Origin of the sequence: Novosphingobium capsulatum NBRC 12533 (assembly GCF_001598375.1) — a bacterium.
GTDB lineage: Bacteria > Pseudomonadota > Alphaproteobacteria > Sphingomonadales > Sphingomonadaceae > Novosphingobium > Novosphingobium capsulatum.
Genome location: NZ_BCYV01000019.1, coordinates 66,341 through 81,547, shown reverse-complemented (window position 1 = coordinate 81,547; position 15,207 = coordinate 66,341). Strand labels below are relative to the sequence as shown.

The 15,207-nt window shown below is 67.3% G+C and carries 14 protein-coding genes; 8 read left to right on the top strand and 6 right to left on the bottom strand.

Features of this window, described 5'->3' with window-relative positions; translation table 11 throughout:
* The first annotated feature begins 17 nt into the window (after positions 1-17).
* From nusG to SCA01S_RS17105, 4 genes are all read left to right on the top strand, one after another.
* Complete coding sequence (gene nusG, locus SCA01S_RS17120) at positions 18-554, top strand: transcription termination/antitermination protein NusG (protein ID WP_022675305.1); 537 nt, start codon at positions 18-20, stop codon at positions 552-554.
* 181 nt (positions 555-735) lie between these two features.
* Entirely contained in the window at positions 736-1,167 is a 432-nt protein-coding gene (gene rplK, locus SCA01S_RS17115; RefSeq protein ID WP_022675306.1) for a 50S ribosomal protein L11, read from the top strand.
* A gap of 4 nt (positions 1,168-1,171) precedes the next feature.
* Positions 1,172-1,873, top strand: a complete 702-nt coding sequence (gene rplA, locus SCA01S_RS17110) for a 50S ribosomal protein L1 (RefSeq protein WP_022675307.1) — start codon at positions 1,172-1,174, stop codon at positions 1,871-1,873.
* A 218-nt stretch (positions 1,874-2,091) separates the two neighbouring features.
* The gene (locus SCA01S_RS17105; protein WP_054132133.1) at positions 2,092-3,216 is read left to right on the top strand and encodes an FUSC family protein; all 1,125 of its coding nucleotides are present in this window, start codon (positions 2,092-2,094) and stop codon (positions 3,214-3,216) included.
* Here SCA01S_RS17105 and SCA01S_RS17100 read toward each other — a convergent pair.
* The 4 genes from SCA01S_RS17100 to SCA01S_RS17085 all read right to left on the bottom strand — a co-directional run bounded on the left by SCA01S_RS17100 (position 3,189) and on the right by SCA01S_RS17085 (position 8,213).
* Positions 3,189-3,770 carry a hypothetical protein gene (locus tag SCA01S_RS17100; protein WP_062787782.1) on the bottom strand — a complete coding sequence of 194 codons (582 nt, stop codon included), beginning with the start codon at positions 3,768-3,770 and terminating at the stop codon, positions 3,189-3,191. The two genes, SCA01S_RS17105 and SCA01S_RS17100, sit on opposite strands and share 28 nt — an antisense overlap.
* On the bottom strand, positions 3,755-5,782 hold the full coding sequence (locus SCA01S_RS17095; protein WP_062787780.1) for a DUF3857 domain-containing protein: 2,028 nt from the start codon (positions 5,780-5,782) through the stop codon (positions 3,755-3,757). The genes SCA01S_RS17100 and SCA01S_RS17095 overlap by 16 nt, the downstream gene beginning before the upstream one ends.
* 149 nt (positions 5,783-5,931) lie before the next feature.
* Entirely contained in the window at positions 5,932-6,708 is a 777-nt protein-coding gene (locus SCA01S_RS17090) for a competence/damage-inducible protein A (RefSeq protein WP_062787778.1), read from the bottom strand.
* A complete protein-coding gene (locus SCA01S_RS17085) occupies positions 6,705-8,213 on the bottom strand; it encodes a flavin-containing monooxygenase (protein ID WP_062787824.1) in 1,509 nt (502 codons plus the stop codon). The genes SCA01S_RS17090 and SCA01S_RS17085 overlap by 4 nt, the downstream gene beginning before the upstream one ends.
* A 77-nt stretch (positions 8,214-8,290) precedes the next feature.
* On the opposite strand from SCA01S_RS17085, the gene SCA01S_RS17080 reads away from it, so the two are divergent.
* The 3 genes from SCA01S_RS17080 (at position 8,291) to SCA01S_RS17070 (ending at position 12,219) form a co-directional block, all read left to right on the top strand.
* Positions 8,291-9,280 carry a magnesium and cobalt transport protein CorA gene (locus SCA01S_RS17080; RefSeq protein WP_062787776.1) on the top strand — a complete coding sequence of 330 codons (990 nt, stop codon included), beginning with the start codon at positions 8,291-8,293 and terminating at the stop codon, positions 9,278-9,280.
* Positions 9,281-9,432: 152 nt separating this feature from the next.
* Complete coding sequence (locus SCA01S_RS17075; protein ID WP_167542922.1) at positions 9,433-11,211, top strand: HAMP domain-containing methyl-accepting chemotaxis protein; 1,779 nt, start codon at positions 9,433-9,435, stop codon at positions 11,209-11,211.
* Between the two features lie 87 nt (positions 11,212-11,298).
* Positions 11,299-12,219, top strand: a complete 921-nt coding sequence (locus SCA01S_RS17070; protein ID WP_054132074.1) for a cation diffusion facilitator family transporter — start codon at positions 11,299-11,301, stop codon at positions 12,217-12,219.
* A 20-nt stretch (positions 12,220-12,239) separates the two neighbouring features.
* On the opposite strand, the gene rimO is transcribed toward SCA01S_RS17070, so the two are convergent.
* Positions 12,240-13,646, bottom strand: a complete 1,407-nt coding sequence (rimO, locus tag SCA01S_RS17065; RefSeq protein WP_157089027.1) for a 30S ribosomal protein S12 methylthiotransferase RimO — start codon at positions 13,644-13,646, stop codon at positions 12,240-12,242.
* 221 nt (positions 13,647-13,867) lie between these two features.
* Here rimO and SCA01S_RS17060 point away from each other — a divergent pair, with 221 nt between their 5' ends.
* A complete protein-coding gene (locus SCA01S_RS17060; protein ID WP_054132076.1) occupies positions 13,868-14,260 on the top strand; it encodes a DUF1761 domain-containing protein in 393 nt (130 codons plus the stop codon).
* 137 nt (positions 14,261-14,397) lie between these two features.
* On the opposite strand, the gene SCA01S_RS17055 is transcribed toward SCA01S_RS17060, so the two are convergent.
* A complete protein-coding gene (locus SCA01S_RS17055; RefSeq protein ID WP_062787771.1) occupies positions 14,398-15,204 on the bottom strand; it encodes a M23 family metallopeptidase in 807 nt (268 codons plus the stop codon).
* Positions 15,205-15,207 lie beyond the last annotated feature (3 nt).

Here is a 15,207-nt window from a genome sequence, read left to right as displayed (position 1 = left end):
GTACAAGAGACCCACTTATGGCCCGCTGGTACATCATTCACGCCTATTCCGGCTTTGAAAGCAAGGTCCGCGAATCGATCATCTCCGAAGCCGAGCGCATCGGCCTGTCGCAGCTGGTCGAAGCGGTGGAAGTGCCCACCGAAACCGTGACCGAAGTGAAGCGCGGCAAGAAGATCTCGGTCGAGCGCAAGTTCATGCCCGGTTACGTTCTCGCCAAGCTGGCGATGAACGACGACATCTATCACCTGGTCAAGAACACGCCCAAGGTGACCGGTTTCCTCGGCCACAATGGCAAGCCGCAGCCGATTTCCGAAAAGGAAGCCGCACGCTATTTCGGCGCGCGCGAACAGGCCGCTGCCCAGCCCGCCCGCCAGGTTGCCGTCGATTACGAAATCGGCGATTCGGTCAAGGTCAACGCCGGTCCCTTCGCCACGTTCAACGGCGTGGTGGAAGAGCTGGATTTCGACAAGCACCGCGTCAAGGTGTCGGTGTCGATCTTCGGCCGCGCCACCCCGGTGGAACTCGGCTTCGACGAAGTCGAACTGGTCAAGTAAGCACCAGCTTTTGCCGGACGCGGCCGTTTCTGGTTGCGTTTCCGGCCTTGCCTGCTAAGGGCGCCCACTTCGCGGCGGGTTTCGTGCCCGCCCGATTCCGCGCGGTAGAGCAGTTTCGGCCGCTCGTTATCACCGCTTACTCTGCGGGGCACATGCCCCAACAGGATGAAAGGAGGCCATCATGGCCAAGAAGATCGAAGGCTATATCAAGCTGCAGATCAAGGCCGGCGAAGCAAAGCCTTCGCCGCCGATCGGGCCCGCGCTGGGTCAGCGCGGCGTCAACATCATGGGTTTCTGCAAGGAATTCAACGCCGCCACCCAGGAAGTGGAAAAGGGCACGCCGCTGCCGACCGTGATCACGGTCTATGCGGACCGCTCGTTCACCTTCGTGACCAAGACTCCGCCCGCCACCTTCTTCATCAAGCAGGCCGTGGGTATCAAGTCGGGTTCGAAGACCCCGGGCAAGGCTTCGGCCGGTACCATCAAGCGCTCGCAGCTGGAAGAAATCGCCCAGGCCAAGATGAAGGACCTGAACGCGAACAGCATCGAACAGGCCGCCAAGATCATCGAGGGCTCGGCCCGTTCGATGGGCCTGCAGGTTGTGGAGGGCTGATACCATGGCAAAGCAGACCAAGAAGCAGAAGGCCCTCGTCGAAAAGCTCGGCGACAACCAGAAGATCTACGGCGTGGATGAAGCCATCCAGCTGCTCAAGGATCTGAAGAGCGCCAAGTTCGACGAATCGCTCGAAGTGTCGCTGAACCTCGGCGTCGACCCGCGCCACGCCGACCAGATGGTCCGTGGCATGGTCAGCCTGCCCTCGGGCACCGGCAAGGACGTCAAGGTTGCCGTGTTCGCCCGTGGCGACAAGGCCGAAGCGGCTCTGGCCGCCGGCGCTGACCGCGTGGGCGCCGAAGACCTGCTGGAAGACATGCAGGCCGGCAACCTCGACTACGGTCGCGTGATCGCCACGCCCGACATGATGGGCCTGGTTGGCCGCCTCGGCAAGGTGCTGGGCCCCAAGGGCCTGATGCCGAACCCGAAGCTGGGCACCGTGACGCCGAACGTCGCTGACGCCGTGAAGTCGGCCAAGAGCGGCCAGATCGAATTCCGCGTCGAAAAGGCCGGGATCATCCATGGCGGCATCGGCAAGCTCTCGTTCTCGAACGAAGCGCTGCGCGCCAACTTCGACGCTTTCGTCGATGCGATCGTCAAGGCCAAGCCGTCGGGCGCCAAGGGCAAGTATGTCCGCAAGGTCGGCCTGTCCTCGTCGATGGGCCCCGGCCTGAAGATCGACGTTGCCCAGGTGCACGGCAGCTAAGCCGCACGCCGTCAAGGCAAACAGGATTTCGGGGCCGGGAGGGTTTGCCTTCCCGGCCCCTTTCCGTTGGGGCTAGAGCGCGATCGACTTTGACTGCGTCAAAGCCGGCGCTCTAGCCTTTTGATTTTCCGCATTTTCCGAGTCGGCAGGTGATTCCACCTGCCTTGAAAACGCTCTAGGCGCGCGTGCCTGGCTCGCCTAATCACAGGGCTGTGACCGTGTCTTCTGCCTCTCTCGCAGCGCCAGATCCCGATGCCGATCCTTTGGCCCCGCGCCTGGTGGACGAGGCGGAATGCGTTGCCTCAGTGCTTCTCGCGATCTTCGTGGCGCACCATATCGGTGCCACCCATGTCTCGTGGGCGGCATTCACCGGCTACATGGTCATGCGCGGCTATCCGCTGGAAACGCTGCGCCGTGCGCTGCTGCGCATCATCGGCACGGCGCTGGGCGCGCTGGCGTGCCTCGCCGTGCTGGAAAGCCCGCTGGGCGGCAACATGGTGGTGCTGGCCATGGCGATGGCGCTGGCCGGCACGGTCAGCCTCTATGGCGCGATCACCGGGCGCCATGCCTATGCCTGGCTGTTCCTGGGGCTGACCTTCGCGATGATGCTCTACGATCGCGTGGCCATGCCGCTGGCCGATCCCCGGGCCTTTGCGGTGATGCGCATGATCGAAACCCTGGCCGGCACGGCCGCCTGCATGGCCGTGAGCCTGGCGTCGGCATGGACGCTGCGCCGCCGCTGGCCGGCGATTCGCGCACCCAAGCCGCAGGGCGTGGGCTGGCGTCCCGATGCGCTGCTCCACGGCGCGCGGGGCGGCCTGGCCCTGGCCCTGCTGCTCGGCCTGGCCACGCTGTGGGATCTGCCCTCGCTGGTATCGGGCGCGATCACGATCATGGCGGTGATGCTGATTCCTGTGACGGCGGTGGACGGCCCCAATGGCCTGCGCCAGGTCAGCCGGCGGCTGTGGTATCGCCTGCTCGGCTGCCTGGCGGGTGGCGCCCTGGCGGCGCTGGTGCTGGGGCTGGCCGCGCTGCTGCATGGCCCGGCGCGGGCCGCGCTGATGCTGGCAGGCACCGCGATGGGCGTGGCGCTGGGCCGCCATCTGGAAAACGGCAACCACGGGCGCGGCTATGTCGGCACGCAGTTCACCCTGGCGGTGCTGGTCGTGCTGGTGCCCGATAGCTGGGAAGCGGCGCATATCGCCCCCGGCTTTGATCGCCTGGTCGGCATCCTGGTGGGTATGGCCGTGCTCGAACCGGTGCTGCTGCTGGGCGCAGCGCTTTCGCGGGTGCGCACGGCGGTCGTTCCGGCCAATCAGCGCAGCGAGGCAGGCGGGGTCTGAACGCTGGCGCGGGTATAGCATTCCACCACCAGGCTGATCGCTGCGCCATCGGGGCGGCGTAGCACGGCGCGGTGTGACAGCACGGTGCCGGCCGGGCATTCGGCCATGCGGCCGCGCTGCGCGGCCAGGCGCTGGCGCGTGAAATGCAGCGGGGCCACCACCGTGCCGAACGGGGTGTCGGTGCTGGCCAGGGTCTGGTTCATCGTCGGGGTCAGCCGGGCTGGCACGAACCAGTTCTGCGCGTCAGACAGCACGACATTGCCGCACGACAGGCGCACATGGCGATAGCCCAGCGGCGCATCCGCCCCCACCCCCAGCGCCGCGCGTACGGCCGCAGGCGCCGCGCGCGGCGTGCGATCGGCCGCGGCATGGATCGTGGCCGGATCAGCCAGGTGCTGCACCGCGCACCATTGCGCCAGGGCTGCCGTGGCGCTGGGCTGGGCGGCGAGCGTCGCCTCCAGCGCCGGCAGGCGCGCTGGCACGCAGCCCGCCAGCGTGGTGTCCAGTAGAGCGGCTACCGCGAAGGTGCGACCGACGATCATGGCGCGGTGCATGGCGTCTTGGCGGCCAGCCAGTCGGTATCGTCGGCAAACGGCGCGGCATCGTGGTTGGCCGGGGCCACGCCTTTCACCGCGGTCTGTTCGAACACTGATGACATGTCGTTGTCGAACTTTGGAATCTGGCGGTTGAGTTCGGCCGCCTGGGCCGCGCTGATTTCCGGCAGCAGCACGCGCCGGCTCATGACGGTGCGCATCACCGTGCCGGTCAGTCCGGCCTTGCGCCAATAGGCGACACCGCCCAGCGAACGGTCCACTGCCCCGGCGTGATAGCTCCAGTCGTGCGCGGCGGCCGGTGCGGGCAGGCGCACCGTGGTGGCCCAGCAGCGAAACGCCGGGTAATCGGTGGCATAGGGCAGCGTCTGGTCCTGGTCGGCGCGGCGGCGCAGGCGATCGGGCGGGCTGAAGCCGGCGCCCGGCAGGTAATAGCGATGCGCGCCATCGCCCATGTCTTCCCAATCCATGTCGCCCAGGCCTTGCGCGCTGAGTACCACGGCGCCATGCGCTTCGTCTGCTTCCCACGAAACCTTATCGGCAACCAGCCAGTTTTCCTGCGCTTCCCAATACTTGCGCAGCGCCCGTTCGGCGTCCACGGCGGGCAGGCTGCTCAGATAGCTGCGGATCACCAGCGCTTCGTCACCGCGCAGGATATGGCGCGCGCGCACTTTGGCACGGGTCGCCAACCCCGCGCTGGCATCGATATCGAGCACCGCCACCATGCGCGGCAGCACCGGTGGCGGCGTGGGCAGCGACAGGATCGGCGCGCCTTCGGCCGTGATCGGCAAGCCCTGGCGCCACGGCGGTGGCAGGATCATCGCCAGCGAGCGATCGCCCAGCCGCGTGCCGTCGAGCAGAATCGGCTTGCCGGCGATGGTCGCGCGCACCACGACATGATCGAACAGCGCGGCATTGGGCAGGCGATCGGCCAGGCCATCGCCCCCCTTGGTCTGGATCAGCAGCGGCTGCGCCTCGATATCCAGTTCGCGCAACAGCGCCAGCAGCAGGGCGGTCTTGCCCTTGCAATCGCCATAGCGGCGCTGCCACGTGGTATCGGCATCGGCCGGGGTCAGGTTGGCGCCATCCATGCCGACATAGACATAGCGCACCTGCTCTTCCACCAGGCGTAGCGCGGCTTCGGCGCGGCGGGCGGGGTCGGGCGATGCGGCCGCGATCCGCGCCACTTCGGCCTTGAGCGGGCTATTGGCGGCCAGCCGCGCCGCCTTGTCATAGAGAGGGAACAACCGGCGTGAAAAATCGGGCCAGCTGGCATAGTTGGTGAATTCCACCAGGCGGCGCCAGCCATAGCGTGCCGGCGCGCCCTGCGGCACGTCGGCCGGCGGATCAGGATCGTGCAGTTCCAGCGCGATGCCGCCAAGCTTGCCGCCGCTGGGCAGCGGGGTGGGGGCAAGATCGGGCGTTGTCTGCCAGCGCATCGCCTGGCCCTGCGGCCACGACACGCGCAGGCGGAACGTGCCCGTGGCACTGGCCTGCGGCATGATATAAAGATCGCCGCGCGCATCGCTCAGCGTCGGGTCGCGCGCGGTCAGCGTGGTGGCCAGTTCCACCTCGTCCCCCACTTCCAGTCCGGGGATCTGATAGGCGGCGGTCAGCCGGCCATCCAGCGTGGCCAGTTCCAGGTTCTGCTCGCGCTGCATCACCGAAAAGGTGGCGGTATGCGTCAGATCGCGCATCGCCCCGGCGTGGAACACGCGCAGGCGGTGCAGCACCATGCGCCCGGCATCGGGTGACCAGGTCAGCGTAAGGTTGCCGGCGGCCAACCCTTGCGGCTTGACGATGCGATAGCGCATCGCGTTGTAGACCTGCAGGCCATCGGGGCCGGCCATGTATTGCGTGTCGCTATAGATCGCGGCGAGCGCGGCATCGGTGGCAGGCGGCGTGGCGGTGGCCGGCTGTGGCGGGGGCAAGACCCAGGGCGCCGGATCGGCCACGATCACTTCGCGCGTGGTGCTGCGCGCGGCTGCGCAGGCGGGGCTTGCTGCCAGGACCATGGCAGACGCCGTTGACAGCCCGGCCGCAATGACCAAGCCCCTGGATATGTTCACGCCGTTCCCCCCATGCGGCGCGCCATGCGCCGCCCATCGGCGGGAATAATGCCCCAAGCGCCAGCCAAGTCTAGAGAGATTTCCGTCGCTTGCGGTCAGATCCCGCCGGTCACGCCCTGCCGGCCCAGTGCGGCTAGGCCGGCCATGAGATCGGCCATGCAGGCATCGATAATGCCTTGGTCGGTGGCGCGGATGACGAAGTTGGCGCCCACCTTGCCTTCGCGGAAAAACGGGTAGGAGCCGATCTGGCAGCCTTGGTGGGCCTGCTCGGTTTCGCGCAGCAGATCGGCCACTTCGCTTTCGGCCACCCAGCAGCCGATCGTGCCAGACAGCACCGGCAGCCCGCCTTGCAGCGTGCCGGTCAGTGCCGCCAGCATCTCTGCCGCAATGTGTGGCACGCCGGCCAGCAGGTGGATATTGGCCACGGCAATGCCCGGCGCGCCCGACAGCGCGTTTTCGATCAGCGTGGCGCCCGCCGGCACGCGCGCCATGCGCAGCCGCGCCTCGTTCACGCCGCCGCGCGGGCCGTAATAGTCTTCCAGCATAGCGCGGGCGGCCGGGTGGATCACCACCTCCACACCCAGCGCGGCGGCCACCGCGTCCACCGTGATGTCATCATGGGTGGGGCCGATGCCGCCGGTGGTGAACAGGTAGTCGTTGCGCGCGCGCAGCGCGTTCACCGCCTCGACGATCGCGGCCATGTCATCGGCCACCACGCGCACTTCTTTGAGGCGGATGCCCTGGACGTTGAGCCAGGTGGCAACCTGGGCGATGTTCTTGTCGTGGGTGCGGCCAGAGAGAATTTCATCGCCGATCACCAGCAGGGCTGCGGTCCAGATGCGGGCGGGGTCTATGCGGGATGCGTCGCTCATCGGGGCGTATCGATAACGCAATCGGGCGCGGGCGCAAGCGGCTGGGGCGCGCGGTCAAAGCGTAGTACGCCATCCTCCAGGGGGTCTTTGGCCAGAAACGCGCGATCGGCGAGGTAATCGTGATTGAGCCGCCAGCGCCGGTCGGTGCTGCTGCGCGGCAGCATGGCTTGCCCACGCAGCAGATAGCCCGAGGAAAACGCGGGCGTATCGTCCATTTCCAGGCCATGGTCTGCCGCCAGCACAGGGGTGGCCACGTGCGTGCCGGTGCGCGCCATGTGGGTCAGCACCCGCGTAGTGAACGCGGCCACCAGATCGGCACGCAGCGTCCACGAGGCGTTGAGATAGCCGAACACTTGCACCAGGTTGGGCAGGTTGGACAGCATGCAATCCTTGTAGTTGACGTGTTCGGCCAGGTTCACCGCCATGCCATCGCGGCTGAGCGCGATCTTGCCGGCCACGGCCAGTTTCAGGCCGGTGGCCTTGACGATCACGTCGGCCGGCACGCGCTGTCCATCGGCCAGCACCACGTCGCCGGCTTCGATCCGGGCGATGTGGCCAGTGACCACCCTGGCTTGCCCGGCGCGGATCGCGGCGAACAGATCGCCATCGGGCACCAGGCACAGCCGCTGCTGCCAGGGGCCATAGGGCGGGGTGAACGTCGCTTCGTTCCAGGCCGGGCCGAGCGCGCGGGCTGCCCGCCGCTTGAGCCAGGCGCCCACCTTGTCGGGCGCGCGGCGGGCGCGGTTGTAGAACCAGGCACCCAGGCGGATGTTGCGCGCCCGCACCAGCCGGGCGGCGAGGCGGGCTGGGAGCACGCGGTGCAGAAGCTGTGCGAGCCGGTCTTGCCGTGGGCTGGCAATGAACCAGGTGGGCGTGCGTTGCAGCATGGTGACCTGCGCGCCGCGCTGCGCCAGCGCCGGCACCAGCGTGGCGGCCGTCGCGCCAGAGCCGATCACCACCACCTGCCGGCCCGCCACGTCCAGATCCTGCGGCCAGAACTGCGGCAGCACGATCGGCCCGGCAAAGTCCTGCTCGCCAGCGAGCGGGGGATCATGCGCGGCATCGTGATCGTAATAGCCCGCGGCCAGCACCAGGAAGCGCGCCGTCAGGCGCTGCTCCGTCCCCGCCGCATCGATCAATACCAGGCGCCAGCAGGCGGCGGCACTGTCCCAATCGGCCGCCGTCACGCGGGTGTTGCGGCGGATGTGCCGGTCCAGATCGAACAATGAAACGGTTTCGTTCAGATAATCGCGGATCGCCGCGCCATCGGCAATGGCATCGGCGCCGCGCCACGGGGCAAAGCCGAAGCCCAGTGTGTGCATGTCGCTATCCGATCGCACGCCGGGATAGCGGAACAGGTCCCAGGTGCCGCCCAGGCTGGCGCGCCGCTCCAGCAGGGCAAAGCGGTGGCCGGGGCAATCGCGGGCGATGTGGGCGGCCATGCTGATGCCGCTGATGCCTGCGCCGATGATCGCCACATCCAGGTCGGGCGTGTGTATCGTCATGGCCATGGACGTAAGGCTTTGCCCGGCATTTGCCAGCACGATTGCGCTTTTCCCGCGCCATTGCCACATAGGCCGCCATGACGATCATTGCCGCGCGCCGCTATGTGCCCGATCCCACTGGCCGCTCGGCCGTCCGCATACCTGGCCCGCTTGCCCTGGACGACAGGTTCTCCGCCGTGCCCGACGGGGCATTCGACTGGATTGGCCTGTGCGAGCCCTCGCTCGAGGAGATGACGCAGGTCGCCAGCCACTATGGCCTGCATCCCCTGGCGGTGGAAGACGCCCTCAACCCCCAGCAGATGCCCAAGCTGGACCAGTACCAGAAGCACCTGTTCGTGGTGGCGCGCACCGCCACGCTGGAGCCGGGTGAGACGCTGGCCTATGGCCAGACGGCGTTTTTCCTGGGCGCCGACTTCATCATCTCGGTCCGGTTCGGCTCCAGCCGGGCGCATCTGGGCCTGCGGGACAAGCTCGAGGCCGATCCCGAGCGCCTGGCCGAAGGCGCCGACTATGTGCTGCATGCCGTGCTCGATTTCATCGTCGATGGCTATCTGCCGATCATGGAGCGCCTGGAAGCCGTGGCCCATGCCATGGAAGAATCGGCGATCGACGTCTTTCCCGAACAGCAGACGATCCGCCGCATCTTCCGCCTGCGCCGGCAATTGCGCCGGTTCGAGCGGATCATCGGCCCGATGGAGGAAGTGTGCCAGCGCCTGGCCGAATCCCACGTGGCGCTGATCGATCCCACCGCGCGCATCTGGTTTCGCGATGTGCTCGACCATGTTCGCCGCGCCATGGCGCGCCTGCGCGGGTTGAAGGAAACGCTGGCCGCGATCGTCGAAACCGCCAGCCTGCTCGAACAGCATCGCCAGGGGGAAATGACTCGCCAACTGGCCGCATGGGCGGGCCTGCTCGCCGTGCCGACCGCCGTTGCCGGCATCTATGGGATGAACTTCGAGTACATTCCTGAACTCAAATGGCACTACGGCTATTTCTTCGTCTGGGGCGTGATCCTGACGATATGCGGCGGGCTCTATTGGCGTTTTCGCCGGATCGGCTGGCTGTGACCGGCTGATTCCGGCCCGCATCGAATACCGCCCCCCTCTCGCATAATCCCCTATGCCGGCATCGGCGCAGGCTTAACGCGGCATGGTCCATGCACTGCGAAAGGCCGCGCCATGTGTCGCGCGGGATGATGCAAGGCAAGGGTGGCTCTCACATGTCTGTTTTCGGGTCTTTGCGAATTCGCACCATTTCCCTGCTGGGCACGCTGCTGCTGGCCCTGGCAGCCGTGGGCAGTGCGGCCATGGCCATTTCGGCCACGAGCAGCCTGGGCGGTCGGTTGACCGGAATGTCAACCGACACGGTTCCCACGCTCACCGCGCTGACGCAGTTGCGTGGCATGCTGGGCGATCTGCGGCTGACCATCGCCAAGCATATCCTGTCGAACGAACTGACCGAAACCCGCCGCCTCGATGCCGAGTTCGACCAGCGCGTGGCGGATTTCGACAAGGCCCTGAACGACTATCGCGCCTTGCAAGAGCCGACCGGCGATCAGGACGAACTGAACGCCGTGGGTGAACTGCAGCAGATCTTCCACACCTGGGTCAAGGAAGCCCGCCCGGTGCGCGACTATTCGCTGCAAAACCGCAACGACGAAGCCTATAACCAGTTTCGCGACCGGATGAATCCCCTGGGATTGACCATGGGCAAGCGCATTGCTGGCCTAGCCACGCGGAATGCCACGCTGGCCAAGGCAGACACCGCAGCGGGCGTGGCCCAGGCAGACCATCTGCGGTCCATGGCCGTGGGGGCGGGTGTGCTGGCCGTGATCGTTGCTCTGGGCGTCGCCCTGCTGTTCCGGTTGCGCGTGTCGAACCCGCTGATGCGCCTGTCCGAGGCGATGCAGGACATGGCATCGGGGCAGATCGATCGCAGCATCCCGGGGCACGAGCTGACCGATGAAGTGGGCGACATTGCCCGCGCGCTGGAAGGGATCAAGGATTTCGTGGCGCGGCGGGCTGCGCGTGCCGGTGAAGAGCGCATGGCGGTGCAGCAGCAGGTGGTGGGCGCGTTGGGCGCGGGGCTGGCCTCGCTGCGCGAAGGGCGCCTGCAGCACCGCATCACGGAGACGTTTCCAGGCGATTACGAGCAGCTGCGCGTCGATTTCAACCAGTCGATGGCGACGCTGGCCGATGCCTTGGGCCAGGTGACCCAGGCCGCGCAGGGCGTGCGGGTAGGCGCCAGCGAGATCGCATCGGCCAGCCATGACCTGTCGAGCCGCACCGAAAACCAGGCCGCCGCGCTGGAAGAATCCGCCGCTGCCGTGCGTCAGCTGAGCACCACCGTGGCGCAGACCGCGCAGACCGCTAAAGACGCCAGCGACACCGCGCGGCAGACCCGCCATGAGGCGCGTGCCAGCGGCGAGACGATGACCCAGGCCGTCTCGGCCATGGAAGACATCGCCAAGTCGAGCAACCGCATGCAGGAAATCGTCGCGCTGATCGAAGGCATCGCGTTCCAGACCAACCTGCTGGCGCTCAATGCCGGGGTGGAAGCGGCGCGCGCCGGGGACGCTGGCAAGGGCTTTGCCGTGGTCGCCAGCGAAGTGCGCAGCCTGGCGCAGCGATCGTCCGAAGCGGCCAAGGAAATCACCGCGATCATCCGCGAAAGCGATCGCGACGTGGGCAATGGCGTTCAGATGATCGGCGAAACGCAAAGCGCGCTGGGCCAGATCGTGGAGCGCACCTCGCGCCTGTCGGAAATGATCGAGGCGATCGCCCGCTCGGCCGAAGAGCAGGCCGGCGCGATCGGCCAGGTCGATACCGTGGTATCCGACATGGACCGCATCACCCAGGCCAACGCCGCGCTGGTGGAAGAAGCCACGGCCGCCTCGCGCAGCCTGTCGAACGAAGCCAATGCCCTGGGCCAGCTGGTCGGCCAGTTCGACCTGGGCACCGGCCATGCCCCCGCCGGCCATACCCGCCTGGCGGCCTGAGCGACCGGCGCAACTAATCGGGTGACATTCACCGTCCTTGCGCGTTAGCCCCGTGCTTCGTCACGACAACAGGGGAACTGACCGCGCATGGCCGGTGGATCGACACGCACCATTCTGATTGCCCTGGGGGCAAACCTGGGGATTGCCGTGGCCAAGTTCGTGGCCGCCGCCTTTACCGGCTCTTCCGCGATGCTGACCGAAGGCGTGCACAGCATGGTCGATTCGACCAACCAGCTGTTGCTGCTGCACGGCCGCTCGCGCGCGGTGAAGCCGGCCGATGCGCTGCATCCCTTCGGCTATGGCCGCGAGCTCTATTTCTGGAGCTTCATCGTCGCGATCCTGGTCTTTGCTCTGGGCGCGGGGGTTTCGGTTTTCGAAGGGGTGATGCACATCCTGCATCCCGAGCCGGCGGAAAGCCCGCTGATCGCCTTTGCCGTGCTGGGCGTGGCCTTTGGCCTGGAAGGCTGGTCGATCCTGGCGGCGCTGGGCGATTTCAACCGCGGGCGGCGCGGCACGGTCTGGGCTGCGATCCGCGATACCAAGGATGCGCCCACGCTGGTCATCCTGCTGGAGGATTCAGGCGCGCTGGTCGGCCTGGTCGTCGCCGCGCTGGGCCTTGGCCTCAGCCTGCTGACCGGCAATCCGCTGTGGGACGGGATGGCCTCGGTCGTGATCGGGCTGGTACTCGGCGCCTTGGCGCTGATCCTGCTCTATGAAGCCAAGGGCCTGCTGATCGGCGAAAGCGCCGATCCCCAGCTGGTCGCGGCGATCCGCGCCACCGCAGCTGCCCACACCGGGGTGGTGCGCGTGCACGAGGTGCTGACCGTGCACAGCGCGCCGACGATGGTGACCGTGATCATCAGCGCCGATTTCGACGACACGATCACCGCGCGCGACGTGGAACGCATCGTGCTGGCGATCGAGACCGATGTATCGAGCCGCTTTCCCCTGGTGGCGCGCGTCTATGTTCGCCCGCGCGACAGCGCGACCGAGGCCCTCGACGGCTGAACAGCGGGGCGCTCAGGTGGTCAGGCGATAACGCCATAGAGGTCGTGGGCATCGGCCTCTTCGACCACCACGTCGACGAAATCACCGGCCTTGAGGCTGGCTGGCACGTTGCGCAGATAGACCGCGCCGTCGATTTCCGGGGCATCGGCCTGGCTGCGACCGGTGGCGCCGATATCGCCGTCTTCGTCCGGCTCGCCGACGTCATCAATGATTACGCGGATCGTGCGGCCCACCTTGGCCGCCAGGCGCGCGGCGCTGATCGCCTCGGTCTTGGCCATGATCCGGACATAGCGCTCTTCCTTGACCGCTTCGGGCACGGCATCGGGCAGGCTGTTGGCCGCCGCGCCTTCGACCGGTTCGAACCGGAAAGCGCCGACGCGATCGAGCTGGGCTTCATCGAGCCAGTCGAGCAGGTATTGGAAATCCTCTTCGGTCTCGCCGGGGAAGCCGACGACGAAGCTGGAGCGGATAGCCAGGTCGGGGCAGATTGCGCGCCAGGCCTTGATACGGTCGAGCACCTTGGCTTCGTTGGCCGGGCGCTTCATCGCGCGCAGCACCTTGGGGCTGGCGTGCTGGAACGGGATATCCAGATAAGGCGTGAGCAGCCCTTGCGCCATCAGCGGGATGACCTGGTCGACGTGCGGATAGGGATAGACATAGTGCAGCCGCACCCACGGCACCTGGCCATCGGGCGTGCGCAGCTGGCCCAGCTCGCGTGCCAGGTCGGTCATGTGGGTGCGCACCTCGCGGCCTTTCCAGGTCCGTGTCTCGTGGCGCACGTCCACGCCATAGGCCGAGGTATCCTGGCTGATCACCAGAAGTTCGCGCGTGCCGGCGGCCACCAGCTTTTCCGCCTCGCGCAGCACGGCATCGATCCGCCGGCTGGCGAGCTTGCCGCGCAGGTCGGGAATGATGCAGAACGAGCAGGCGTGGTTGCAGCCCTCTGAAATCTTGAGATAGCTGTAATGGCGCGGGGTGAGCTTGACGCCGCCCATGTCGTCCAGCGCCTGGGGGATCAGGTCGAAATAGGGGCCCATGGCGGGGGGCGCGGCTTCGTGCACCGCTTCCACCACGGCTTCGTACTGATGCGCGCCGGTCACGGCCAGCACATCGGGGAAACGGGCGCGGATCACCTCGGCCTCGTTGCCCATGCACCCGGTCACGATCACGCGGCCGTTTTCGGCAATCGCCTCGCCGATCGCGGCCAGGCTTTCCTCCTTGGCCGAATCGAGGAACCCGCAGGTGTTGACCAGCACGACATCGGCCCCGGCATAGTCCGCGCTCATGGCATAGCCATCGGCGCGCAGGCGGGTGAGGATGCGTTCGGAATCGACCAGCGCCTTGGGGCAGCCCAGGCTGACCATGCCGATGCGCTTGGGCTCGGGGGCGGGGGTGGTGTCGCGGGAATCGGGGGGAAATGTGGCCATTGTGCGCGCGCCCATACGCGCAAAAGGCGCGCGCGTCACCTCATCATGGCTTTTCCCCGGCCTTGCTGGGCTTGGGCGCCGATCGCTGCGACGGAGCGTGGAAGGAAAACGATGATTTCCTGTCACATGTTTGCGCTTTGCGTGCGCTGGGTCTACGCACTGGCTCACACGGGGGCGTGGCACGGGAAAGAGGTGCAATGGGTCCGGTAAACTGGTTTGCAGTGATTTTGGCCGTTCTGGCGGCGCTGGCGGTGCAGGGCCTGTGGTATGGCCCGCTCTTTGGCCGGGCACGCCTGGCCGAAGTGGGGCCGGGCGGGCTGGGCCTGCGCATGGCGCCTTGGCGCACGCTGGCGATCACCGCGGGCCTGCTGCTGGTCAGTTCCACAATGATGGGCCACATGTTCGCCCGCGTCGGCGCGGCCACTCTGGCGGCAAAGCCCTGGCTGTTCTTCATGATGTCGGGCGGCCTGGCCGGTGCCTTTGTCATTCCCGGCCTGTGGATCGGCTATACCCAGCAGCGCACCTCCACGCGCCTGGCGATGATCGATGCCGGCTGCGTCATGCTGTGCTATCTGGCCATGGGCACGGTGTTCTGGCTGCTGGGCCGGTTCTGATATTCTAGAGTCGGCGTAAGGCCTCGCACCACCCCCCAACCCCCTCCTCTAAAGAGGATGGGGAGCGCAACTTTAAAGCCCCCTCCTCTTTAGAGGAGGGGGTTGGGGGTGGTGGAAACCTCCCGCAGCCTTTCCCGCTACAAACGCACCGGCAGATAGGGCGCCGGATCGCGCGGCACGTTGTCGCGGCGCAGTTCGAAATGCAGCGTCGGTTTCTGCGCTTCGCCGCTGCGGCCGATCCGCGCGATCGGCTGGCGGGCGGTCACGCGCTGGCCCTCCACCACGTCAACCCGGCCAAGATAGGCATAGGCGGTAACCCAGCCGCCGCCATGGTCGATCACGATCAACTGGCCAAAGCGCTGCGGCTCCGTGCCGGCGAACAGCACGCGACCAGCGGCGGCGGCATGGACCGACATACCGGTAAACGCGGCCAGATCGATGCCGTTGTTGGCCCGCCCCTGCGCCTGGCGCAAGCCAAAACGCGCCACGATCGTGCCTGATGTGGGCCAGGACAGGCGCGGGGCGCCAGTCTCGCGCTGGTGTGCCGGGGCCGTTTCGGGGGCCGGGCGCAGCGGTGGCGCGGGGCGTGCGACGGGCGCCGGGCGGGATGCCGGCCGAGGCACTGGCGCCGGGCGTGAAGCAGGGCGGGGTGCGGGCGGCACGGCGTCACCTGCTGGCGATGGCCGGCGCAGCACTTGCCCCTGGGTAATCAGATAGGGCAATGGCACACGGTTTTCCGCCGCGAGCGCCGCCATCGAAACGCCCATGCGGCGGGCAATCGCGGCAAAGGTATCGCCCGGTTGAACCACATAGGTCCAGGCGATGATCGGGCTTTCATAGGGCGGCGGCGGCGGCGGTGCGGGCGGGGCGGGCGGCGCAGCCAGCGATGCCGACGGCAGCAGCGCGAGCAGGAAGCCCAGGCCGCGCCGTTGCATCCGCCCCATGGC

Bases quoted from the DNA above. Each gene is read 5' to 3' on its own strand.
- rplK (WP_022675306.1), top strand. From the start codon at position 736: ATGGCCAAGAAGATCGAAGGCTATATCAAGCTGCAGATCAAGGCCGGC.
- SCA01S_RS17090 (WP_062787778.1), bottom strand. From the start codon at position 6,708: ATGAGCGACGCATCCCGCATAGACCCCGCCCGCATCTGGACCGCAGCC.
- SCA01S_RS17070 (WP_054132074.1), top strand. From the start codon at position 11,299: ATGGCCGGTGGATCGACACGCACCATTCTGATTGCCCTGGGGGCAAAC.
- SCA01S_RS17100 (WP_062787782.1), bottom strand. From the start codon at position 3,770: ATGCACCGCGCCATGATCGTCGGTCGCACCTTCGCGGTAGCCGCTCTA.
- rimO (WP_157089027.1), bottom strand. From the start codon at position 13,646: ATGGCCACATTTCCCCCCGATTCCCGCGACACCACCCCCGCCCCCGAG.
- SCA01S_RS17095 (WP_062787780.1), bottom strand. From the start codon at position 5,782: ATGGTCCTGGCAGCAAGCCCCGCCTGCGCAGCCGCGCGCAGCACCACG.
- SCA01S_RS17085 (WP_062787824.1), bottom strand. From the start codon at position 8,213: ATGACGATACACACGCCCGACCTGGATGTGGCGATCATCGGCGCAGGC.
- nusG (WP_022675305.1), top strand. From the start codon at position 18: ATGGCCCGCTGGTACATCATTCACGCCTATTCCGGCTTTGAAAGCAAG.
- SCA01S_RS17055 (WP_062787771.1), bottom strand. From the start codon at position 15,204: ATGGGGCGGATGCAACGGCGCGGCCTGGGCTTCCTGCTCGCGCTGCTG.
- rplA (WP_022675307.1), top strand. From the start codon at position 1,172: ATGGCAAAGCAGACCAAGAAGCAGAAGGCCCTCGTCGAAAAGCTCGGC.
- SCA01S_RS17080 (WP_062787776.1), top strand. From the start codon at position 8,291: ATGACGATCATTGCCGCGCGCCGCTATGTGCCCGATCCCACTGGCCGC.
- SCA01S_RS17075 (WP_167542922.1), top strand. From the start codon at position 9,433: ATGTCTGTTTTCGGGTCTTTGCGAATTCGCACCATTTCCCTGCTGGGC.